This is a genomic window from Mycobacterium sp. E136, from assembly GCF_001666865.1.
Taxonomy (GTDB): domain Bacteria; phylum Actinomycetota; class Actinomycetes; order Mycobacteriales; family Mycobacteriaceae; genus Mycobacterium.
Genome location: NZ_LZJE01000171.1, coordinates 1 through 20,121 on the forward strand (window position 1 = coordinate 1; position 20,121 = coordinate 20,121).

At 68.3% G+C, this 20,121-nt stretch carries 25 protein-coding genes; 16 read left to right on the forward strand and 9 right to left on the reverse strand.

Features of this window, described 5'->3' with window-relative positions; genetic code table 11:
- The 6 genes from A5698_RS11365 to A5698_RS11390 form a co-directional block, all read left to right on the forward strand.
- A partial coding sequence (locus A5698_RS11365; RefSeq protein ID WP_068296550.1) for a helix-turn-helix transcriptional regulator occupies positions 1-2,128 on the forward strand: 2,128 nt, incomplete at its 5' end.
- A 117-nt stretch (positions 2,129-2,245) separates the two neighbouring features.
- Positions 2,246-2,911: a nitroreductase gene (locus A5698_RS11370; protein ID WP_068296553.1), complete on the forward strand. Its 666-nt coding sequence runs from the start codon at positions 2,246-2,248 to the stop codon at positions 2,909-2,911.
- 115 nt (positions 2,912-3,026) lie between these two features.
- Positions 3,027-3,632, forward strand: a complete 606-nt coding sequence (locus A5698_RS11375; protein WP_068296555.1) for a sigma-70 family RNA polymerase sigma factor — start codon at positions 3,027-3,029, stop codon at positions 3,630-3,632.
- A gap of 9 nt (positions 3,633-3,641) precedes the next feature.
- The gene (locus A5698_RS11380) at positions 3,642-4,364 is read left to right on the forward strand and encodes an SDR family NAD(P)-dependent oxidoreductase (protein ID WP_067083882.1); all 723 of its coding nucleotides are present in this window, start codon (positions 3,642-3,644) and stop codon (positions 4,362-4,364) included.
- Between the two features lie 29 nt (positions 4,365-4,393).
- Entirely contained in the window at positions 4,394-4,801 is a 408-nt protein-coding gene (locus A5698_RS11385; protein ID WP_067083880.1) for a cupin domain-containing protein, read from the forward strand.
- 6 nt (positions 4,802-4,807) lie between these two features.
- Positions 4,808-5,671: a hypothetical protein gene (locus A5698_RS11390; RefSeq protein ID WP_068296558.1), complete on the forward strand. Its 864-nt coding sequence runs from the start codon at positions 4,808-4,810 to the stop codon at positions 5,669-5,671.
- Positions 5,672-5,682: 11 nt separating this feature from the next.
- Here the strand turns inward: A5698_RS11390 and A5698_RS11395 are convergent, their stop codons facing one another.
- Positions 5,683-6,348: a nitroreductase family protein gene (locus A5698_RS11395; protein WP_068296561.1), complete on the reverse strand. Its 666-nt coding sequence runs from the start codon at positions 6,346-6,348 to the stop codon at positions 5,683-5,685.
- Between the two features lie 123 nt (positions 6,349-6,471).
- On the opposite strand from A5698_RS11395, the gene A5698_RS11400 reads away from it, so the two are divergent.
- Both A5698_RS11400 and A5698_RS11405 read left to right on the forward strand, forming a co-directional pair.
- Positions 6,472-7,029: a nuclear transport factor 2 family protein gene (locus A5698_RS11400; protein ID WP_068296563.1), complete on the forward strand. Its 558-nt coding sequence runs from the start codon at positions 6,472-6,474 to the stop codon at positions 7,027-7,029.
- 7 nt (positions 7,030-7,036) lie between these two features.
- Positions 7,037-7,825 carry an SDR family oxidoreductase gene (locus A5698_RS11405; protein ID WP_068296565.1) on the forward strand — a complete coding sequence of 263 codons (789 nt, stop codon included), beginning with the start codon at positions 7,037-7,039 and terminating at the stop codon, positions 7,823-7,825.
- A 21-nt stretch (positions 7,826-7,846) separates the two neighbouring features.
- On the opposite strand, the gene A5698_RS11410 is transcribed toward A5698_RS11405, so the two are convergent.
- A complete protein-coding gene (locus tag A5698_RS11410) occupies positions 7,847-9,046 on the reverse strand; it encodes a cytochrome P450 (RefSeq protein WP_231967380.1) in 1,200 nt (399 codons plus the stop codon).
- Between the two features lie 97 nt (positions 9,047-9,143).
- Between A5698_RS11410 and A5698_RS11415 the strand changes: the two genes are divergently transcribed.
- From A5698_RS11415 to A5698_RS11425, 3 genes are read left to right on the forward strand one after another with little or no spacing between them, the layout of a single operon-like run.
- Positions 9,144-9,995, forward strand: coding sequence for a TIGR03619 family F420-dependent LLM class oxidoreductase (locus A5698_RS11415; RefSeq protein WP_068296609.1), 852 nt, complete (start codon positions 9,144-9,146; stop codon positions 9,993-9,995).
- 38 nt (positions 9,996-10,033) lie between these two features.
- Positions 10,034-10,804 carry an SDR family NAD(P)-dependent oxidoreductase gene (locus A5698_RS11420; RefSeq protein WP_068296612.1) on the forward strand — a complete coding sequence of 257 codons (771 nt, stop codon included), beginning with the start codon at positions 10,034-10,036 and terminating at the stop codon, positions 10,802-10,804.
- Between the two features lies 1 nt (position 10,805).
- The gene (locus A5698_RS11425; RefSeq protein WP_068296568.1) at positions 10,806-11,237 is read left to right on the forward strand and encodes a VOC family protein; all 432 of its coding nucleotides are present in this window, start codon (positions 10,806-10,808) and stop codon (positions 11,235-11,237) included.
- Positions 11,238-11,241: 4 nt separating this feature from the next.
- Here the strand turns inward: A5698_RS11425 and A5698_RS11430 are convergent, their stop codons facing one another.
- Positions 11,242-11,985, reverse strand: a complete 744-nt coding sequence (locus tag A5698_RS11430) for an SDR family NAD(P)-dependent oxidoreductase (protein ID WP_068296571.1) — start codon at positions 11,983-11,985, stop codon at positions 11,242-11,244.
- A 67-nt stretch (positions 11,986-12,052) separates the two neighbouring features.
- Positions 12,053-12,685 (reverse strand): TetR/AcrR family transcriptional regulator, encoded by a 633-nt coding sequence (locus tag A5698_RS11435; RefSeq protein WP_068296575.1) that lies wholly within the window; start codon positions 12,683-12,685, stop codon positions 12,053-12,055.
- 190 nt (positions 12,686-12,875) lie between these two features.
- Here A5698_RS11435 and A5698_RS11440 point away from each other — a divergent pair, with 190 nt between their 5' ends.
- From A5698_RS11440 to A5698_RS11450, 4 genes are all read left to right on the forward strand, one after another.
- Positions 12,876-13,742 (forward strand): SDR family NAD(P)-dependent oxidoreductase, encoded by an 867-nt coding sequence (locus A5698_RS11440; protein ID WP_068296578.1) that lies wholly within the window; start codon positions 12,876-12,878, stop codon positions 13,740-13,742.
- A gap of 117 nt (positions 13,743-13,859) precedes the next feature.
- Positions 13,860-14,018 carry a DUF7218 family protein gene (locus tag A5698_RS28965; protein ID WP_197506746.1) on the forward strand — a complete coding sequence of 53 codons (159 nt, stop codon included), beginning with the start codon at positions 13,860-13,862 and terminating at the stop codon, positions 14,016-14,018.
- A 64-nt stretch (positions 14,019-14,082) separates the two neighbouring features.
- Entirely contained in the window at positions 14,083-14,790 is a 708-nt protein-coding gene (locus A5698_RS11445; protein ID WP_068296581.1) for a DUF899 domain-containing protein, read from the forward strand.
- Between the two features lie 115 nt (positions 14,791-14,905).
- Entirely contained in the window at positions 14,906-15,562 is a 657-nt protein-coding gene (locus A5698_RS11450; RefSeq protein ID WP_068296584.1) for a hypothetical protein, read from the forward strand.
- Between the two features lie 8 nt (positions 15,563-15,570).
- On the opposite strand, the gene A5698_RS11455 is transcribed toward A5698_RS11450, so the two are convergent.
- Together A5698_RS11455 and map are read right to left on the reverse strand one after the other, a co-directional pair.
- Positions 15,571-16,641 carry a M42 family metallopeptidase gene (locus A5698_RS11455; protein ID WP_068296587.1) on the reverse strand — a complete coding sequence of 357 codons (1,071 nt, stop codon included), beginning with the start codon at positions 16,639-16,641 and terminating at the stop codon, positions 15,571-15,573.
- Between the two features lie 29 nt (positions 16,642-16,670).
- Positions 16,671-17,471, reverse strand: a complete 801-nt coding sequence (gene map / locus A5698_RS11460; RefSeq protein ID WP_068296590.1) for a type I methionyl aminopeptidase — start codon at positions 17,469-17,471, stop codon at positions 16,671-16,673.
- A gap of 84 nt (positions 17,472-17,555) precedes the next feature.
- Between map and A5698_RS11465 the strand changes: the two genes are divergently transcribed.
- Entirely contained in the window at positions 17,556-17,822 is a 267-nt protein-coding gene (locus A5698_RS11465; RefSeq protein WP_068296592.1) for a helix-turn-helix domain-containing protein, read from the forward strand.
- A gap of 6 nt (positions 17,823-17,828) precedes the next feature.
- Here the strand turns inward: A5698_RS11465 and A5698_RS11470 are convergent, their stop codons facing one another.
- The 3 genes from A5698_RS11470 to A5698_RS11480 form a co-directional block, all read right to left on the reverse strand.
- Positions 17,829-18,062, reverse strand: coding sequence for a hypothetical protein (locus A5698_RS11470; protein WP_067083836.1), 234 nt, complete (start codon positions 18,060-18,062; stop codon positions 17,829-17,831).
- A 23-nt stretch (positions 18,063-18,085) separates the two neighbouring features.
- Positions 18,086-19,567, reverse strand: coding sequence for a protein adenylyltransferase SelO (locus tag A5698_RS11475; RefSeq protein WP_068296598.1), 1,482 nt, complete (start codon positions 19,565-19,567; stop codon positions 18,086-18,088).
- A gap of 81 nt (positions 19,568-19,648) precedes the next feature.
- Positions 19,649-19,894: an ANTAR domain-containing protein gene (locus A5698_RS11480; protein ID WP_068296600.1), complete on the reverse strand. Its 246-nt coding sequence runs from the start codon at positions 19,892-19,894 to the stop codon at positions 19,649-19,651.
- Positions 19,895-20,121 lie beyond the last annotated feature (227 nt).

Here is a 20,121-nt window from a genome sequence, read left to right on the forward strand (position 1 = left end):
CCTCGAGGTGCCGCGCAGCGTGTCGGCGACGGAACTGTCCGGCGGCTTCTGGATATCCGGTAAGCGCTCGTCGACGGCCGCGGTCGAACAGGGCTTCATCCGGCGCATCCAGGCGCTACCTCGCGCGACTCGGCAGCTGCTGCTGATCGCCGCCGCCGAACCCATCGGTGACGCCGCCCTGTTCCTGCGTGCCGCAGCGCAATTGGGCATCCCCGTCGACGACCTGGCGCCCGCCGAAGCCGACGGCCTGATCGAGTTCGGCCCGCGGATGCGCTTCCACCACCCGCTGATTCGCTCTGCGGCCTACCGCGCCGCCGACCTGGCGGATCGCCGGGCGGTCCATCGCGCGCTCGCCGACACGACCGATCCGGCGACCGACCCCGACCGTCGCGCCTGGCATGCGGCCAACGCTGCGGCGGGACCGGACGAGGCGGTCGCCGCCGAGCTGGAGGATTCCGCGGCACGTGCCCAGAGCAGAGGCGGAATGGCAGCGGCAGCAACGTTTTTGGAGCGCGCGACCACGCTGACGGCCGACCCGTCGCTGCGCGGGACGAGAGCGCTGACAGCGGCATACGCCAAACGGGACGCCGCCGCGCCGGAAGCCGCGCATGAACTGCTCGCGATCGCCGAACTCGGCCCGCTGTCCGAGTTGCAGCAGGCGCTGATCGCGCGGCTGCGGGCGCAGATGGACTTCGTGCGCAGCCGGGCCGGCGAAACCGGCGCGCCGCGACTGGCGGACACCGCGCCCCCGCTTCTCGACGCCGCCCGCCGCCTGCACGGCGTCGACGGGTATTCGTCGCGAGAGGGCTACCTCGAGGCGATCGCAGCGCTGATGTACGCGGGCCGCCTCGGCGAACCGGATGCGCTCGTGCGCGCCGCGGAGGACGCGCGGACCTCGTTGCAGGAGGTCTCGGAGCTACCCCGGGCGATCGACCACCTGCTCAAGGGAATAGCTGAGCGGATCACCGGCGGGGTCGGACAGGGCGGGGCCACGCTGCGTGCGGGCTTGGAAGCGATGTGCGTGCAGGCGAACTCCGACGACGGCGCGGTCGGCCGCTGGCTGAAGGTGCCCGGGTTTCCGATACTGCAGGAGTCGTGCGCCCACGAACTGTGGGACCACCGACTCCTGCTCGAACTGTCGACTGCGGCGGTGCGTCACGCCCGCACCTCCGGCGCGCTCGCCGGGCTGCCTCGAGCCCTCATCTACCGGGCCGGGGTACACACGATCACAGGCGAATTCGCCTCGGCAGCAGAGCTTCTCGAGGAGGCCGCCTCGATCACCGCGGCCACCGACCACAACTCGCCGGTGCGGTACCACTGGGTATTGCTCGCAGCGTGGCGGGGTGACGTCACGCAGGCGGGCCCGCTGCTCGAGAGCGCCGCGTCCGACGGGATCGCCAGGGGTGAGGGCCGTCTGCTCGGGCTCACCGGCTACGCAACTGCGTTGCTGTACAACGGGCTCGGTCGCTACGAGGAGGCGCTGACCGCCGCCCGCGACGCATGTGACTACGACGACTTCGGAATCCACGGCTGGTGCCTGTTCGAACTCGTCGAGGCCGCGACGCGAACCGGGGACGACGATACGGCGCGACGCGCTCTCGAACGGCTCGAGCAGCGGGCCGGCGCCAGCGGTACCGACTGGGGTCTCGGGGCGCTGGCCAACGCCCAGGCCCTGCTCGCCGACGACGACACCGCCGACCGCCTGTTCGTCGAGGCCATCGAGCGCCTGGAGCGCGCCGGGATCGTGGTGCATCACGCCAGGGCCCGGCTGCTGTACGGCGAATGGCTGCGCCGGGCGAACCGACGGATCGACGCCCGCCGCGAACTCACCGACGCCCATGAGACTTTCACGCGGATCGGCGCGCAGGCATTCGCCGAACGCGCACGCCGCGAACTCGTCGCCACGGGGGAGAAGGTGCGCAAGCAGACGGCGAGTTCGGGCGGCGGCGACCTGACGGCGCAGGAAGCGCAGATCGCCCGGCTGGCCGCAGACGGCCTGACGAATCAGGAGATCGGCGCGCAGCTGTTCATCAGCACGCACACCGTCGAATGGCATCTGCGCAAGGTGTTCGTCAAACTCGGGATCACCTCGCGCCGACAGCTTCGTAACATGTCGTGGGCGAGTTAGCAGACCACGCAGAATCCGTAATCGATTCGAACCACGCGCCTTCCAGGGTTCGATCAGCCGCGCACGTCGGCAGTCTTGAGGTAGCCGTCAAGGCATCGAACCGAAAAGCAGGTCATCATGAACGTCTACGACGCGGTCAAGAGCAGGCGAGCGGTGCGCCGATTCACCGACGAGCCGGTCCCCATGGAGGTGCTCGAGCGTGTGCTCGACGCAGCCCGGTGGTCCCCATCGGGATCCAACCTTCAGCCGTGGCGCATCTACGTCGTGACCGGCGAACCCCTCGAGCGGCTCAAGAAGCTCGCGACGGAGCGCGTGGCCGCAGGCGACCCCTGGGACGAACGCGAGTACCAGCTGTACCCGACCGATCTGAAGTCGCCCTACCGCGAGCGCCGCTCGACCTTCGGTAGAGAGCGGTACAGCGCGCTCGGAATCGAGCGCGAGGACTGGGAGGCTCGGCAGCGCGCCGCGATCGCGAACTGGGACTGCTTCGGCGCTCCTGCGGCGCTGTTCTGCTACGTCGACCGGCACCTCGGCCGGCCGCAGTGGGCGGATCTCGGCATGTATCTGCAGACCGTGATGCTGCTCCTGCGGGCGGAGGGATTGCACAGCTGCCCACAGATGGCTTGGTCACAGGTGCGCGAGACCGTTGAAGACGTCGTGCAGCCGCCCGACGAGCTCATGCTGTTCTGCGGCATGTCGATCGGCTACCAGGACCCTGACGAGGTCTACATCCGGACGGGGCGAGCCCCGCTCGAGGAGACCGTCAGCTTCGTCGGCGACTGATCGTGGTGATCCGCTACGGACCACGAAACCACGGACTACGGGTTTTCAAGGGTCCGCTTTCCCTCGCTAGCGGCGAGCGTGGGGTGTGACACCAGCGACTCGAGGAGATCGGATCATGACCATCACGTCCCTCCCCACCAAGACCACCCAGGACGCGGAACTCGCCGCGCGGTTCGCGCGCGATGCCGAGCCGCTCTTCGAGGTGCTGGCGCGGGGCGCGCGCCGGCTGGCCCGCAGCGACGCCGACGCCGAGGATCTGCTTCAGGACACCCTGCTGCACGCATACGCCGGGTTCTCGTCCTTCCAGGAAGGCAGCAACCTCAAGGCGTGGCTGTTCCGCATCCTCTACAACCGATGGGTCAGCACCCACCGCGCCAAACAGCGCCGCGTAACCGAGGTTTCGGCCGACTGCCTGAACGACGGTGACCTGGCCGGCGCCGCGGCCCGCCGAGGGGGCGTCCGTTCGGCCGAGGCGGAGGTGCTCGACGCGCTACCCGACGGCGACGTCAAGACCGCGATGGCCGCGATGCCCGAGGGCTTCCGCGAGGTGCTGTTCTACGCCGATGTCGAGGGCTACACCTACGCCGAGACGGCGGAGATCCTCGCCATCCCGATGGGCACCGTGATGTCGCGGATCTCGCGGGCCAGGCAGCGCATGCACATGGCGCTCGCCCATCTCGCGCACGACCGCACCGCAACCCCCGAACCCTGCATCGCCTGAGGAACAGCAATGGAATTGGCATACAAGAACGCGTTGATCACCGGCGGCACCGCCGGGATCGGGCTCGCCTGCGCGCGGTTGTTCGCGCGCGAGGGTGCCGCGGTCATCATCACCGGAAGGGACGCCGAACGCGGTAAGCGCGCCGCATCGGGCATCGACGGCAACGTGCGCTTCGTCCAGGCCGACCTGTCGGACATGGACTCGGTGGCGTCGCTGATCGAGCAGGCAGGCGACATCGACATCCTGGTGAACAACGCCGCGAACTTCCCGTCGGCGCTGACCGTCGACCAGCAGGTCGACGCGTTCGGGAAGACGTTCGACACCAACGTCCGCGGCCTGTACTTCCTGGCGGCCGGCCTGGTGCCCGGAATGTTGCAGCGCGGCCACGGCTCGATCGTCAACGTGACGACGATGGTCGCGTCGAAGGGTGTGCCGGGTGCGGGCGTCTACAGCGCGTCCAAGGCCGCCGTCGAATCGCTGACCCGGACGTGGGCCGCTGAATTCGGTCCAGGCGGTGTACGCGTCAACAGCGTCGCGCCCGGCCCGACGAAAACCGAAGGCGTGGAGGCCGAATGGGGCGAGACCAACGAGGAGCTCGGCCGTTCGCTCCCGCTCGGACGAACGGCACGACCGCGAGAGATCGCCGAGGCGGTGCTGTTTCTCGCTTCGCCGCGCGCCAGCTTCGTCACCGGTTCGGTGCTGCACGCCGACGGTGGCGGCGGCGCCGTCTGAAACCTGGAACTCCCGAAAGGAGAACGACAATGACCAAGACACAGGACGCCTCGTGGGAAGACGCACTGACCGTTGTACAGGAGGTGCAGCCGCCCACCATCCCCGCCGGTGCGCACGCGATGACCGTCGTCATCGACTACCCGCCGGGGAGCCCCGGCGCTCCGCCTCACCGCCATCCAGGCGGCCCGGCGTTCGGCTACATGCTCGAAGGCGAGATGCTCTTCGAGCTCGAAGGCCAACCGCCCCGGGTGCTCCGGGCGGGTGAGGCGTTCTGGGAGCCCGGCGGTGACGTCATTCACTACTCGGACGGCAACAATCGCGATGACATGCGGTGTCGCTTCACCGTGACCATGCTGTGCGTACCGGACCAGCCGATGCTCGTGCTCGTCGACGAGGCCGAACTCGAAGCGCGCAAACACCTGCGCGTGCAGGGGTGAGTTCCGATGTCCAGGATCCTGTTGCAGACGACGATCTGTGCCCATCCCGACGACTGGGACATCTCCCGGTTCTCACTGCTGGCAGACGAACTCCGCGCCGCAGGGCACGAAGTCGTGGCGCGCAACCGTGTCGACGGCGACGACCCCGTGCTGAGCCACCTCGACGAGCTCGGCTACGACCAGCTGTGGTTGATGGCCGTCGAGGTCGGCAACGGGTTGACTCCCGCGGATGCCGAGGCGATCATGCGGTTCCGCTACGACGGCGGCGGCGTGCTCACCGCGCGCGATCACCAAGATCTCGGCTGCTGTCTGAACCGGCTCGGCTCACTCGGCCTGGTCAACGAATTCCACGACGCGACAGTCGATCCGGAGACCATGTGCGACGATCGGGACACGCCCGACATCTCGTGGCCGAACTACCATTCCGGAGCCAACGGGGACTACCAGCGGGTGCTGGCGAGCGAATCCGCTCACGAACTGCTGCGCACCGACCAGACCGCCAGCGGACGGATCGAATGGTTTCCCGCGCATCCGCACGAAGGTCTGGTGTCGGCCGACGGCGTTCCGAACGCCACCGTGCTGGCCCAGGGTCGGAGCGCGTCGACCGGCCGGGTGTTCAACCTCGCGGTACTGCTCGACGGTGAACGCACGCCGGACGGCAGGCCGATGGGCCGGGCGGTCGCCGAGTCGACGTTCCACCACTTCGCCGACTACAACTGGGACATCTCCTGCGGTGCACCGTCTTTCGTGACGGAACGGCCGGGATCGCAGATCAAGGACGACCCGTCGCGCCTCGTTGCGTTCAAGGACTATGTCCGCAGTGTCGCTGAGTGGTTGCATCCCGCCGCAAGGCTGTCGGTGGCGGTCTGACGCTCCCGGGGTCAGCGCTTGCGGGCGCCGGCACCGTAGATGATGTCGCTGCGGTCGGCATCCCAGTGGTTGCGGAAGACGACGTCGGAGATCGGGCGGCGGCGCACCGGGCCGTGCCGACCGCGCGGCCACCCCACGACGACGTGGCCGGCCAGCGCCCATTCGTCGGGCACGCCGACCGCCTCGCGGATCAGCTTCTCCCCGTCGTAGGAGGCCCAGCTCGTGAAGCACGCTCCGAGTCCCTGCGCGCGAGCGGCGAGATAGAAGTTCTGCATCGCCGGGAAGATCGACCCGCCCTGCAGGAACTCCGAGGCGAACTCGTTGCGGAATGCGGCGAACAGGACAGAGGTGAGCTCGCCGGCGCGGTCGTGCAGTTCGTAGGTCGCCCTGTTGTTGCGGGCGGCGCGGCTGGTGTCGCCGTCGGCGGGCCTGCTCATCCCGTAGATCGACTCGATGGACCGCAGTGCGGTCTGCGCCGCCTTCGCCACCACGGCCCGCTGCTCGGGAGAGTCCAGGATGACGAAGCGCCACAGTTGGGCGTTGGCGCCGTTGGGAGCCCACGTGGCCGCCTCCAGGCAGCGCTTGAGCGTCGCCTCGTCGACGGGTTCGTCGGTGAACCGGCGGATGGCCCGCGCGGTGGCCAGCGTCTCCCACACGTCGTTGGTCGGTTGCCGCATGCTCCTCCGTTCGGCGGTCGTGCTGCCCGTCGACCTTAGCGGGAAGCGGTGGCCGTTGAGCCGATGCTATACGATCGTATAACGTGCTGTACGAATGTATGGACACCATGGGAAGGGGCCCGTATGACCACCGCCGACGACCTCGAGCAGTTGCGCAATCGGCTGCAGTACGTCGAGGACCGGATTGCGATCCTGGACTGTGTCATGAACCAGGCCCGCGGGCACGACCGTCACGACAGCGACCTGATGTCGAGCGTCTACTTCGAAGACGGCGTCGACGAACACGGCCCCGTGGTGAAGGTCGGCGCCGAGTACGCCGAGTACGCCAACAACGCCCACAGCGCGGTGTTCGAGGACCACTTGCACAACATCACCACCCACACGTGCGAGATCGACGGCGACGTCGCCCACGCCGAGAGCTACGTGATGGGCTCGATGCGGGCCAAGGGCGGCAAGGTGGTCGCGCTGATGGGCGGCCGCTACCTCGACCGCCTCGAACGCCGCGACGGCGTATGGAAGATCGCGCTGCGGCGCTGCACAATCGAGTGGATGATGCAGGGCGACTCGTCGGTGCTGGCGTCCGGCGCGGTGAAGGGCTTCATCAAGGGCAAGTGGGACCGGACCGACCTGTCCTATGCGCGGCCGCTGCAGATGGACAGCGAACCCGTCGACCGGTGGTGAGGCCCTGATGCAGCTGGCCGGACGGGTCGCGCTCGTCACCGGCGGTGGTTCGGGCATCGGCCGCGCTGCCGCGCACCGGCTTTCGGTCGAAGGCATGCGAGTCTGTGTCGTCGACATCGACGAAGGCGCGGCGCGTGCGGTGGCCGAACCGCTCGGCGGTCTGGCGCTGGCCTGCGACGTCGCCGACCCCGATCAGGTGGCTGCGACGTTCACCCGGTGCGTCGAGGACCTCGGCGGGCTCGATCTCGCATTGCTGAACGCCGGCGTCACCGTCCGGTGGTCGGGCGACATCGGCGCGCTCGACGTCGCCGACTACCGAAAATCGTTGGGCGTGAACCTCGACGGCGTGGTGTACGGCGTCGCGACGACCGTGCGAACGATGCGCTCCCTCGCCGACGGCGACCGCGCGATCCTGGCGACGGCGTCGCTCGCCGGGCTCATGCCGTGGCACCCCGACCCGGTGTACTCGCTCGGCAAGCACGCCGTCGTCGGCTTGATGCGCTCTGTCGCTCCCAGCCTCGCCGCCGAACGCATCGCGGTGCACACGATCTGCCCGGGTATCACCGAGACGGGCGCGCTCGGCGACCGTCGCGCGCTCGTGGAGGGAATCGGGGTACCGGTGATGGAACCGAAAGCCAGCGCGGATGCCGTCGTCACTGCGGCGACCGCGCCCCTGGACACCACGGGGGCGTGCTGGGTCGTCCAGCACGGAAGAGACCCGTGGCCAATGCAATTCGCAGCTCTGGACACTGCGGACAACCGGCTCAACGTGCCGGCGGGCCGCCCCCGCCGCTGACCGCGGCGGGGCTGCGAAGTCTCAGCCGAGCACCGCGGGCATCGAGTCCCAGCCGCGCACCGTCGCCGTGGGCGCCCGCACAGCGTTGTCCGTGTCGATCGTCCAGTCCGGCCAGCGCTTGAGGATCTCCTCCAGGGCCACCCGGCCCTCGACGCGGGCCAGGGAAGCACCGAGGCAGAAGTGCGTGCCCCGCCCGAACGACAGGTGGTTGTTGGCCGCGCGGTGGATGTCGAAGGTGTCCGGATCGTCGAACTTGCGGTCGTCGCGGTTCGCCGACCCGCTCATCAGCAGCAGCGCGCTGCCGGCCGGGATCGTCTGGTCCTGGTACACAACGTCATTGGCGACATACCGAGCGATGTGGTGTACAGGCGGCTCGAAACGCAGCACTTCCTCAACCGCGTTTCCGATCAGGTTCGGGTCGCGGCTCAGCTCACGCCGCTGGTCGGGGTGTTCGCCGAGCAGCTTGCCCAGCCAGCCGAACAGCCGGCCCACGGTCTCGGTCCCGGCGTTGGCGATCACGCCGAGGAAGACCAGGAGTTCTTCGGTGCTCAACCGCCGCACCGTGCCGTCGACGTCGGTGAACTCGACGTTGAGCAGTTCGGTCACCAGGTCGTCCGACGGGTTCTGCTCGCGCCAGGCGACGTACTCGCGAAACATGTTGCCGTTGAAATAGTTGTTCTTGCTGACCGGCAGCGGTTCACCGGGCTTGTTGCGCAGCCTGCGACCGGCGACACTGCGGACCGACCGCTGCAGCGAGTCCGGCATGCCGACCAGCATTCCGATGACGCGCATCGGCATCTCCGAGCCGAGGTCGGTGGTGAAGTCGAAGCGATCGCCGTCGCGCAATGGATCCAGGCAGGCCGCGCAGAACGCGCGCACCTGGTCCTCGATGGCCGCCATCTTGCGCGGTGTGAACGCGCGCGACACCAACAGGCGATGAACGGTGTGCAGGGGTGGGTCCTCGTTGATGAAAACCCCCAGCGGCATAACCGGTTCGGCCTTGACGACCTCGAGGATGTCGCCCTTGGCCGAGCTGAGGTTCTCGACGTCGCGCAGCGCGTTCTCGACGTCGGCGAACCGACTCAGGCCCCAGAACCCGAATTTGTCGTTGTAGTACACCGGTGATTCGTCCCGCAGGCGGCGGTAGACGGGATATGGGTCGACGTCGATCGCCACGTCGTACGGGTCGTAGTACAGCTCGTCGGTAATGGGCGCGGTCACGATGGCGGCCTTCCGGCAGGACGGACGCTTGTTGTACGAACGTATGGCATTGTACGATCGTATGGCACAACGGTTGGCGGCGTAAAGGAGCGTGGCGGTGGATCTCGGGTTCGTCTCGCTGAACACGCCACGCGACCTCAAACCCGACGTGCTCGGCGCCGAACTCGAAGCCCGGGGATTCGAATCGCTCTGGGTCGGCGAGCACCCACAGATTCCCGTCGCCGCCAAAGAGCAGGTGCCCGGCGGCCTGCTCGCATCGCAGAAGCAGATGTGGGATCCGCTCCTGTCCCTGCTGGCGGCCGCGCAGGCGACCGAGACGCTGCGGGTCGGCACCTCGGTGGTGCTACCGCTCGAACGCGAGATTTTCACCTTCGCAAAGGAAGTCGCGACGCTCGACCAGATGAGCCAGGGGCGGCTGGTGCTCGGTGTCGGGGTCGGGATGCGCGCCGAACTCGAGGTGGGCAGTTCGACCGCATGGCGGGACCGCTACCGTGCACTGGCGGACATGGTGGCCGCTTTGAAGACGCTGTGGTGCGACGACGCAGCCGAACACCACGGCGAATTCTACGATTTCGCACCGGTGTGGAGCCACCCCAAACCGCACCAGCAACCACATCCGCCGCTGCTGGCGGCCACCACCGGGCCCAAGGCGACGCGTGAGTGCCTCGGCTGGGCCGACGGATGGCTGCCCGGCGACGCCGCATTCCGTGATCTGCCTGCGGCGCTAGCCGACTACCGCTGCACGGCCGAGGACGTCGGGCGCGACCCCGCCACGCTCGATATCACCGTCATGGCGTGGGGAGATCCGAAGCCCGAAAGACTGCTCCGCTACCGGGATCTTGGAATCAACCGGGTGGTGCTGGGCGGCGGCCGTCGTGACGGCGACGCGCCCTCGACCACGTTGGCCTACCTCGATCGCTACGCGAGAGTCATCGACGAACTGCGTTGACGCTCAACGCCGCAGACCCACCAAGAAAGGACATGACCGTGAACGACAGATTCTCGATGGAGGGACGGGTCGCCGTCATCACCGGCGGAGGGACCGGCATCGGCCGCGGTTCGGCGCTCACGCTGGCCGAGCGCGGTGCCGACATCGTGCTCGCCGGCAGGCGAACGGAACCGCTGAAGTCCACCGTTTCCGAGATCGAGACGCTCGGTCGCCGCGCGCTCGCGGTGCCGACCGACGTGACCCAGGCCGATGCGTGCCGCGACCTGGTCGCCACGACGCTGGCCGAGTTCGGCCGGCTCGACGTTCTGGTCAACAACGCGGGCGGCGGTGAGACGAAGTCGATCATGAAGTGGACCGACGACGAATGGCAGCACGTCCTCGACCTGAACCTGTCCAGCGCCTGGTACCTGTCCCGTGCCGCGGTCGAGCCGATGATCAAGCAGGGCAAGGGTGCGATCGTCAACATCTCGTCGGGCGCCAGCCTGTTGGCCATGCCTCAGGCGGTGGCGTATGCGGCAGCCAAGGCCGGACTGAACAACCTGACAGGGTCGATGGCTGCGGCGTGGACCCGTAAAGGCGTGCGGGTCAACGCGATCGCCTGCGGTGCGATCCGCACACCGGGCCTCGAATCCGACGCGCAGCGGCAGGGTTTCGACATCGACATGATCGGACAGACCAACGGAGCCGGCCGCGTCGGCGAGCCCGACGAAATCGGCCACGGCGTGTTGTTCTTCGCCTCCGACGCGTCCAGCTTCTGTTCGGGCCAGACGCTGTACATGCACGGCGGCCCCGGCCCGGCGGGGGTGTGACATGGGAGTCAGCCATGTCGGTCTGCGCGTACGCGACCTCGACGCCTCCAAGCGGTTCTACGAGGCGCTCGGCTTCGCCGAGGTGAAACGAATGACGATCCCCGACCAGATGGCGGCCGGGCTGCTTCCGCTCACCCCGCCGATCGGGTTCGAAGCCGCCTACCTACAGCAGGATGGCTTCGTGCTGCAGCTGTTGACCTTCGCGGGGCATCCCGCGCCCGATGAACCCGAACGCGGCATGGTCGGCGCCGGCCTGACCCACCTGTCGATCGCCGTGGACGATATGGCCGCGGCGCAGGCGGCGGTCACCTCCGCGGGTGGCACGATCGTCGCCGATCCGGGAGGCGGATTCGCCTGCATGGCGCGCGACCCGGAAGGTCAGCTGATCGAGTTGGTGCACAACAAGGTGCGCCCCGTGCCGCCTGCCGGTTGACGCGTCACAGCACCGCGCCCCCGTTGACGCCGATCACCTGTCCGGTCACGTAACCCGCTGCCTCCGAACACAAGAACGCACACGTCGCCGCCACGTCGTCCCCGGTACCGAGGCGGCCGGCGGGGATGGCCCGCACCAGCATCTCGGCAGGGGGCAGCTTCTTGGCTCGCTGTTGTTCGCGCAGCATCGGAGTGTCGATCACGAACGGCGGGATGGTGTTTGCGGTGATTCCCCGCGACGCGTACTCCGCTGCGACGGTCTTGGTCATCGCGATGACCCCGCCCTTGGTCGCCGAATAGTGACCCTGACGGACGGCTCCGTTCTGACCGGCCGCCGACGAGATCGTGACGATCCGCCCCCACTGCGAAGCGACCATGTCGGGCAGCGCGGCCTGCATACACAAGAAAGTGCCCGTGAGGTTGACCGCCAGGTAGCGGTTCCATTCGTCGAGGGTGATTTCGTCGAACTTCGTGAATCCGGCGAGCGCCGCGCTGGTTACCAGAATACCGATCGGCCCCAACGACTTACGCGTCGTATCGAAGGCCTGTTGTACGGCGGCCCGATCGGATACGTCGGCCGCGATTCCCGCGGCCTTTGCGCCCGACGCCTGCAACTCGTCGGCCACCTGGGATGCGGAGCCGAGGTTGACGTCCACGACGGCGACGGAATGTCCGTCGCGCGCGAGATGTTCGGCAATCGAGCGGCCCAGCCCCGAGCCGCCGCCGGTGACCACTGCCACGCGGTTCACGCTTGTCCCCTCGCTATCGCATCACCTTGCTGTACGAACGTACAAGCCATGCAATCGTATAGCAAGGTCAGCGACGGGTGGTCGGCCTCTTCTTGGGCTTGCGCCGCGCGGCCCGGGGTTCGATTGTGTCGAGGTACTTTTCGACCGCCTTGACGACCTCGGTGTGCGACGCATCGACGCCGACGCCCTCCTCGAGGTTGAGGAACTTGGGAATCCCGGTGATCAACAGCACGGCGGCGCCCAGCGACAGATCACCGTCGAAGCGGGTGCGAGCGCCGTACCGCTGCGCCAGCGCGTCGACCTGGATCTTGCGGACCCGGTTGGTGACTTCGGCGATCTCCGATGCGATGGACTTGCGATGGTTGCCCAGCGCCATGAATTCGGTGATGAGGGCGCCGGTCGCCTCGTCCCAGCTGTACTCCCACAGCGCGTGCAGGGGATCCTCCGAACGCGTCTCGAGCGCCTCGCTCAACACCGTGAGGTTGCGCTCGGAGTAGCGCCGGATCGCCGCGAGAAAGATGTCATCGAGCGAGGGGAAGTAGTACTGCACCAGGCTCGCGGTGACGCCCGCCCTGGCCGCCAGCGCGCGGTAACTCACGCTGGCGTATCCCTCCTCGAGCATCATCTTCTCGACGGAGTCCAGCAGGATATCGCGCGTCTTCGACGTCTCGGCACCGACGCGGCGGGGCGATGCTGCCATCGTCACCTCTCAGATTGGCTGACGAACATTCTCGCACCCGCGGTGGCTTCGGCTGCGGGTGACGCCGACACGCGGTTCGCCAGAACGCATCCTGCTGCCGCGGCCCTTCCGAGGTCGACTCGACCGGCGCCGCTATACGAGCGTACAGTACGGCGTCGTAGCGAGTAGGACGTTCGAGGAGAGTGATCAGGTGACCGAGACCGTCGCGGTGGTGACCGGGGCCAGCCGCGGTGCGGGGGCGGGTATCGCACGCGCACTGGGCAGCCACGGGTGCACCGTCTACGTCACGGGCCGGACCCAGAACGGCGGCAGCGCAGGGGGTTCGCGGCTGTCGGGCACGATCGACGAGACCGCCCAGGCGGTCACCGATGCGGGAGGCAAGGGCATCGCCGTCCGTGTCGACCACCGCGACGACGCTCAAGTCAAGGAGTTCTTCGATCGGGTCGCGCGCGAGCAGGGACGCATCGACATCCTGGTCAACAACGCCGCGCTGATCCGCGACGAGATGATGGGCCGCACGAAGTTCTGGGAAGAACCGCTCAACGTCATCGACACCCTCGACGTCGGGTTGCGCAGCAGCTACGTCGCGACAGTCCACGCCGCGCCGCTGATGCTTCCGCACCGCAGCGGCCTGGTCGCGTTCACGTCATCGTCGGGCGCGGTGCATTACGCGTTCGGGCCGGCCTACGGAGTCCCGAAGGCCGGCACCGACAAGATGGCCGCCGACATGGCCTTCGACTTCCGGGAATTCGGCATCGCCGCGGTGTCGATCTGGATGGGTTCGCTGTTGACCGAACGGGTCCGCGGAATCATCGCGAGCAACCCCGAGAAGTTCGGTCACATTCTCGACACCGCCGAAACCCCGGAGCTGACCGGCCACGTCATCTGGGCGCTGTACCGGGATCCCGCCCTGATGGACGTCAGCGGCCAGACGCTGATCGGTGCGGAGTTGGCGGTCAAATACGGCATCAAGGACGACGGCGACCGGCAGCCACCGTCGTACCGGGACATGTTCGATGTCCACCCCGCCACGCAGTATCCGCACGTCATGCGGTGAAGTGCGCACGCTCGGGCGGCGTGAGCGTGCAGGAACGGCGGAAAATTCGCGGTGTGTCTTGTGCAGACACGCCCGCTCGCGGGTATTCGGTGCGGACCACCATCAAGGAGGGCCACCATGGCGAAGGATCACGGTTCCAGCGTCAAGGACGACAAACAGTACGAGGGTCTGCGCAAGAAGGGCATGAGCAAGTCCCGCGCAGCGGCGATCGCCAACACGCCCGATGCGTCAAAGAAGGGCGGCAAGAACTCCGGCGGCGGCAAGAAGAGCAAATAGCGATGAGTTTGGGCCGCTGAGTCGGTCTACTCCTGCAAGAGCATCACCACCGCAGGAGGAACGTATGACCGCCACGACTCAACCGGCCGCCTTACCCCCCGTCGTCGACCATGCGACGTGGCGCGCCGCGCTCGACGACCTGCGCCGCCGCGAGAAGGCGGCGACGCGACAACTGGACGCCATCGCCGCCCAGCGCAGGCGGCTGCCCATGGTCCGGATGCCCGACTACACACTGATCGGCGAAAACGGCCCGGTCCGCCTTGCCGATGTCTTCGAGGGCCGCTCCCAGCTGATCGTCTACAACCACATGTGGTCCGACGGCGCGGAATGGCAGTGCGGCGGCTGCACCGGCTTCACCTCACAGTTCACCCGCCTGGAGTTCCTCGAGAACTACGACGCCCGCTTCGTCATCGTCACCAACGGCCCCATCGACGAGGCGCTGGCCTACCGCACCAAGGTCGGCAACCGGATGGACTGGTACTCGTCGTCGGAGAGCTCGTTCGGCGCCGACGTCGACGCCGCGCCCGGTGAAGGGTTCGGGGTCAACGTGTTCCTGCGTGACGGTGACACCGTGTACCGCACCTGGCACACCGACGGCCGTGGCACCGAACAACTCAGCCACACGTTCGCGCTCATCGACGTGCTGCCGTGGGGCCGCCAGGAGGAGTGGCAGGACTCGCCGGAGGGCTGGCCGCAGCGGCCGACGTACTCGGGCTGGCTCGACTCGCCCGACATCGCGCGGGCCTACGGTCCAGGTGCCGGCGACGCCTGACCGCCCGAGTGTCGTCGATTTTGCGCCCAGGGTCGTGAACGCAATCCACCCACAGCCCTAGCTGCAATCTTGCGCGGACCACCGGCGGGTTCCGCCCCGGTGGCATCCTGGCTGCATGGGCCTGATCATCCGCCTGCTCGAGCTGCTGATCGTGCTCGTTCCGCTCGTCGGCGTGCTCTACGGCGGATGGCGGGCCGTGGTCGCGGCCCGCGCACGCCAGGACGGCGGCCGCGAAGAGATCGCCACCGACCCGCCGCAGCGCGTCACGGGTCCCGGCGTGCAGTGGCAGGCGATCGCGCGGGCGGTGAACGCACACGACCGGGTCGACACCCGCTGGCTCGAGTACGAACTCGACGTCGCGAAGCTGCTCGACTACCCGCTGATGACCGACATGCGCGACCCGTTGACCGAGCGATTCCACCGGACCAAGCTGCGCGCGGACCTGCTGCGCCCGGCCAAGGCGGAGGATCTCGTCGACGACGCCGGCGCGGCGCACGAGTACGTCGACGCCGTCACCGACTACGTCACCGCGTTCGAGGCCGCCGAAACCGAGGCGGTGCGCCGCCGGCGCGGCGACTTCTCGGCACAGGATCAGCAGCGCATCGCTCGCGCTCAGAGCATGCTGCGCATCGCGACCGACATCGCGGCCACCCCGCAGGAACGCGAGCGCGGCTACGACCTCGCCCGGCGCGAACTCGACGGGCTGCTGGTGCTACCCGAGCGCGCCCGCGCGGCGATCGAGCGCGGGATCGCCGGCGAACTAGACGGCTGACCGCCGAATCACGCAGCGCGCCGCAGGAATTCGGCGAGCGTCGCGGCCATGTCCGGAATCGCGTGTCGGGCAATGACTTCGTAGCCGTGCGTGCTGAGCGTGGGCAGGCACAGCAGGCCGGCACGAGCCGTGAGTCCGCTGGCTTTCGCGTGTGAGGCATCGGATTCAAACGCACCGAGCACCGCGGGCTGGGGCGACAGCCCGAGGTCGGTGGCGGCGGAGATCAGCGCGTCGGCGACCGCCTTGTCGTAGATGGTCTCGGCGTCGCTGTACGCCACGATCGGGCCGCCGCTGCACGACGTGCCGTACTCCTCCTCCGTCGGCCCCACCTCCAGTGCCACGGTCAGCTCACCGGGCAGAGCGCGGCTGGCGTAGGTACCCCCGACACCGCCGACCTCCTCGCTGGTGGTGAACACGAGATAGGTGTCGCGCGCGGGACGTCCGCCCTCCGAAGCGAGCCGGCCGGCCACGTCCAGCAGCGCGGTGACCGCAGCGCGGTCGTCCATGAAGTAGCACCCGAGGTAGTCCGAGCCGACGTCGATCAAAGTGCGCTTGCTGCGGTGCACGCACGCCCGCGTGCCCGGTTTGATGCCGGCCTCGGCGAGTTCGTCGGGGCTGTGGCCGGTGAAGACGTACACGTGCAGCCAGTCCAGCGCCTGATCACCCTGATCGGGTTTGGTCTCCCAGATGCGCGTGCTCTCCTTGGTGGTGTGCTCGGAGCCGAGCGTCAGCACGCCGCAGACGGTGCGCTGATCGCCGAGCAGTGCGACCGGGCCCAGGCCGAAGTTCCCCGGATACATCGTGCCCAGCGGCGTCATGCGCAGCGTTCCGTCATCGTTGATGCGCTTGACGAGCATCGACAGCTCGTCCATGTGCGCCATCACGCGGATCGCCTGCGCCTGCCGGTCCCGGCCGTGGATCAGGCCGACGAGATTTCCCGCCTCGTCGACCCACATCTCGTCGGCGTGGGGCTCCAGCTCGCGGCGGCACACATCGCGCACGGAGTTCTCCTGGCCGCACGGGCCGTACGCATGGAGAAGCTCTTGTAGCAGGTCGCGGCGCAGTGGTTCGTCGGGCATAGATCTTGAATTACCGACACGACGCGGGCTTAACCTTCGCCGCCGCCCGGCGGGCTGGTGACGCGCTCGCGGCGGGTGAGCACGAGCGGCGGGCCGTCGGTGATCGCGATGGTGTGTTCGCTGTGCGACGTGCGCGAGCCGTCGGCCGAGCGGATGGTCCACCCGTCGGGGTCGTAGACGATCTTGTTCGTGCCTGCGGCGAACCACGGTTCGAGTGCCAACGTCAGCCCGGGGCGCAGCTTGAGCCCGCGGCCCGGGCGCCCGGTGTTGGGGACGTGCGGATCCTCGTGCATGGTGCGGCCCAACCCGTGGCCGCCGAATTCGGTGTTGACCAGATATCCGTAGTCGGCGGCGACGGCGCCGATAGCCGCGGAGATGTCGCCGAGGCGGTTGCCGGGAAGCGCCGCGGCGATGCCCGCCTCGAGCGCCTGTTCGGTGGCGGCGATGAGGCGCCGATCCTCGGCGGCCGCGGTGCCGACGATGATGCTGCGTGCGCAGTCGGCGACCCATCCGTCGATCGACACCGCGATGTCCATGCTGAGCAGGTCACCGTCGCGCAGCACATAGTCGTGCGGAAGTCCGTGCAGCACAGCGTCGTTCACCGACAGGCAGATGACGTTGCGGAACGGCCCGCGGCCGAAGGACGGCGCATAGTCCCAGTAGCAGGACTCGGCGCCGCGGTCGGCGATCAACGTCCTGGCGCGGTGCTCTAGGTCCAGCAGGTTCACCCCGGGCTGGGCGCGCGCAGCGAGATCGTCGAGCAGTTCGGCGAGGAAGCTACCGGTGACGTCCATCGCCGCGACTTCCCTCGGTGTCTTCAACTCCAGCACTGACTGACCTCCTGACCGGTATGAAAATACCAGCCTAACGGCGCGCGCGGTATTTTCATACCGCGTCGAGGTAGGCTGCCGAGCATGGTGCGACTTCCGTTGACCGCAGAACAACTCGCCGCCGGTAAGCGCATCGGCGAGCAACTCCGGCAGGCTCGCGGCGAGCGCACACTCGCGGAAGTGGCTGAGGCGGCGGCGATTTCACCGGAAACGCTCCGCAAGATCGAGACCGGCCGACTGGCGACGCCGTCGTTCACGACGATCGCCGCGCTCGCGCGCGTACTGCCGTTGTCGCTCGATGAGCTCGCCGAAATCTGCCTCGCGCGCGGCGACCTTCAGCAGACCGGCTGACTCAGGTCACTGCGTGACGGGCGGATGCGGGTAAGGCGGCGGAACCGGAACGCACAGACCCGTGCTGGTGTCGAGCGCCTTGCCGTCGACGCAGAACGACGAGCATCCGTAGATGACGCCGGTCTGGCCCGGCGGGCAGCAACAGTTGCCGGGCTGCGCCGCCGCGACGACGGGTGAAACGGGCGCTGCCGCCAGCGCAGCCGCGAAAAGCCCCGCGATCAAATGCCGTCGCAAAGTCATGAACGCAGTCTAGGGCTGCCCGGTCAGGTCCCACAGAAGGTTCGGTACTTCCCGAAGTCCTCCGGCGCGGGCTCGGCGTAGCGCGCCAGACCGGGACGCTCGTCGTACGGCGCGGTCACGGCGTCGAGCAGCCGATACAGCGGCTCGAGGTCGCCTTCGGCGGCGGTGCCGCCAATGGCGTCGGTCGCCGCGGTCAGAGCCTCCTCGACCAGATGGTTGCGCGGGATGTAGACCGGGTTGGTGCGGTCCATCAGCGTCGCGTCGGGCCGCAACGCGTGCCAGCGCACCAGCCACTCGTCGAAGGCGGCCAGGTCGAGGAACAGCCCGCGCGCGGGCTCGTCGTCGCCGCGGGCGGCGTGTCCGAGCTGACGGAAGAACGAGGTGAAGTCGACGTGGCTCTGGTGCAGTTGGGCGATCAGATCGTTCATCAGCGGCACCGCGATCTCGTCCGGCGTCTCTGCCAAGCCAAGTTTCGCGCACATGCCCGCGGACAACGCGTCCTGGAACTTGGGCGCGAAGCCGGCCAGGCTGCCCTCGGCGATCGCGATCGCCCGCCGCTGCTCGTCGGCGAACAACGGGAGCAGGGCCTCGGCCAGCCGGGCCAGGTTCCACACCGCGATGGCCGGCTGGTTGCCGTAGGCGTAGCGGCCCCACGAGTCGATCGAGCTGAACACGGTCTCTGGGTCGTAGGCCTCCATGAAGGCGCACGGCCCGTAGTCGATGGTCTCGCCGGAGATCGTCATGTTGTCGGTATTCATCACGCCGTGCACGAAACCGACCAGCATCCACTTCGCGATGAGCGCCGCCTGCACCGCGATCACCGACTCGAGCAGCGCGACATACGGGTTGCCCGCCTCGGCGGCCTGCGGGTGGTGCCGGTCGATCGCGTGGTCGGCCAGGCGCCGAAGCAGATCGATATCGCCGGTGTTCGCGGCGTACTGGAACGTGCCGACCCGCAGATGGCTGCTGGCCACCCGCGCCAGCACGGCGCCCGGAAGCGGCGTCTCGCGCTGCACCTGGCGTCCGGTGGCGACGACGGCCAGCGAGCGGGTGGTCGGGATTCCCAGGGCGTGCATCGCCTCGCTGACGATGTACTCGCGCAGCATCGGTCCGACGGCCGCCAGCCCGTCGCCGCCGCGGGCGAACGGCGTCGCGCCGGACCCCTTCAGGTGCAGGTCGCGCAGCTCGCCGGAGGTCGTCGTGAGCTCGCCCAGCAGCAGCGCGCGCCCGTCGCCCAGCCGCGGCACGTATCCGCCGAACTGGTGTCCGGCGTACGCCTGCGCGACCGGGGTGGCCTCGCCGGGGAGTTGCGTGCCGACCAGCAGCCGCAGCCCGTCCGGCCCGCGCAGCCAGGTCGCGTCGATGCCGAGTTCGGCGGCCAACGGTTCGTTGAGGACAAGCAGCCGCGGGTCGGGCGCCGCCTCGGCCTGCCAGCGCACCGCCAACTCGGGCAGGTCGCTGGCATAACGGTCGGCGAAGGTGACGGCGGTGGGTGCGAGGCTCACTCCATCCACAGTACGAGCAGCCGCGGCTCCTCCTCGTTTGTGAAACCGACGACGGTTCGGGGCGCTATCGCGTCGCCGGATTCACAGCCGAGCGGGCGTCTTCAGCAGCGCACCCCATTCGGCGAGCACCGCGGTCCGTGCCGCCGCATTCGGGCATTCCGCCTTGCCGCCCGCGGCCGTGACGAGCGCATCGGCGAGCGTGAACAGCGGCACCTGATGTTGTTGGGCCGCGCGGATCATCTCGCGAAACGCCTCGTCGACCGTGCAGTGTCGAAGAGCGATGAGAACACCTTCGGCGGTGTCCAGGCATTGTCGTCCGGGTGTCATGGCTCCGTTGGTACCAACCGCAGTCGGCAGGTAGGTGATCGAGAGCTGGGAATCGGCTGCGAGCCCTCGAGAGGCGGCGCCGGAACGCACTGTCTGTATGGTGAGGCTTCCCGAGGGAGCGCGGGATTGGAAAAAGTCGGGTCAGCGAGGACCTGCCGCGCGCGGGAACCAACCGTCGGATGAGGAGCAGCCCGGTGACGCTGAACACCATCGCGCTCGAACTCGTG

Bases quoted from the DNA above. Each gene is read 5' to 3' on its own strand.
- A5698_RS11370 (WP_068296553.1), top strand. From the start codon at position 2,246: ATGAACGTCTACGACGCGGTCAAGAGCAGGCGAGCGGTGCGCCGATTC.
- A5698_RS11375 (WP_068296555.1), top strand. From the start codon at position 3,027: ATGACCATCACGTCCCTCCCCACCAAGACCACCCAGGACGCGGAACTC.
- A5698_RS11380 (WP_067083882.1), top strand. From the start codon at position 3,642: ATGGAATTGGCATACAAGAACGCGTTGATCACCGGCGGCACCGCCGGG.
- A5698_RS11385 (WP_067083880.1), top strand. From the start codon at position 4,394: ATGACCAAGACACAGGACGCCTCGTGGGAAGACGCACTGACCGTTGTA.
- A5698_RS11390 (WP_068296558.1), top strand. From the start codon at position 4,808: ATGTCCAGGATCCTGTTGCAGACGACGATCTGTGCCCATCCCGACGAC.
- A5698_RS11395 (WP_068296561.1), bottom strand. From the start codon at position 6,348: ATGCGGCAACCGACCAACGACGTGTGGGAGACGCTGGCCACCGCGCGG.
- A5698_RS11400 (WP_068296563.1), top strand. From the start codon at position 6,472: ATGACCACCGCCGACGACCTCGAGCAGTTGCGCAATCGGCTGCAGTAC.
- A5698_RS11405 (WP_068296565.1), top strand. From the start codon at position 7,037: ATGCAGCTGGCCGGACGGGTCGCGCTCGTCACCGGCGGTGGTTCGGGC.
- A5698_RS11425 (WP_068296568.1), top strand. From the start codon at position 10,806: ATGGGAGTCAGCCATGTCGGTCTGCGCGTACGCGACCTCGACGCCTCC.
- A5698_RS11435 (WP_068296575.1), bottom strand. From the start codon at position 12,685: ATGGCAGCATCGCCCCGCCGCGTCGGTGCCGAGACGTCGAAGACGCGC.
- A5698_RS28965 (WP_197506746.1), top strand. From the start codon at position 13,860: ATGGCGAAGGATCACGGTTCCAGCGTCAAGGACGACAAACAGTACGAG.
- A5698_RS11445 (WP_068296581.1), top strand. From the start codon at position 14,083: ATGACCGCCACGACTCAACCGGCCGCCTTACCCCCCGTCGTCGACCAT.
- A5698_RS11450 (WP_068296584.1), top strand. From the start codon at position 14,906: ATGGGCCTGATCATCCGCCTGCTCGAGCTGCTGATCGTGCTCGTTCCG.
- A5698_RS11455 (WP_068296587.1), bottom strand. From the start codon at position 16,641: ATGCCCGACGAACCACTGCGCCGCGACCTGCTACAAGAGCTTCTCCAT.
- A5698_RS11465 (WP_068296592.1), top strand. From the start codon at position 17,556: ATGGTGCGACTTCCGTTGACCGCAGAACAACTCGCCGCCGGTAAGCGC.
- A5698_RS11470 (WP_067083836.1), bottom strand. From the start codon at position 18,062: ATGACTTTGCGACGGCATTTGATCGCGGGGCTTTTCGCGGCTGCGCTG.
- A5698_RS11480 (WP_068296600.1), bottom strand. From the start codon at position 19,894: ATGACACCCGGACGACAATGCCTGGACACCGCCGAAGGTGTTCTCATC.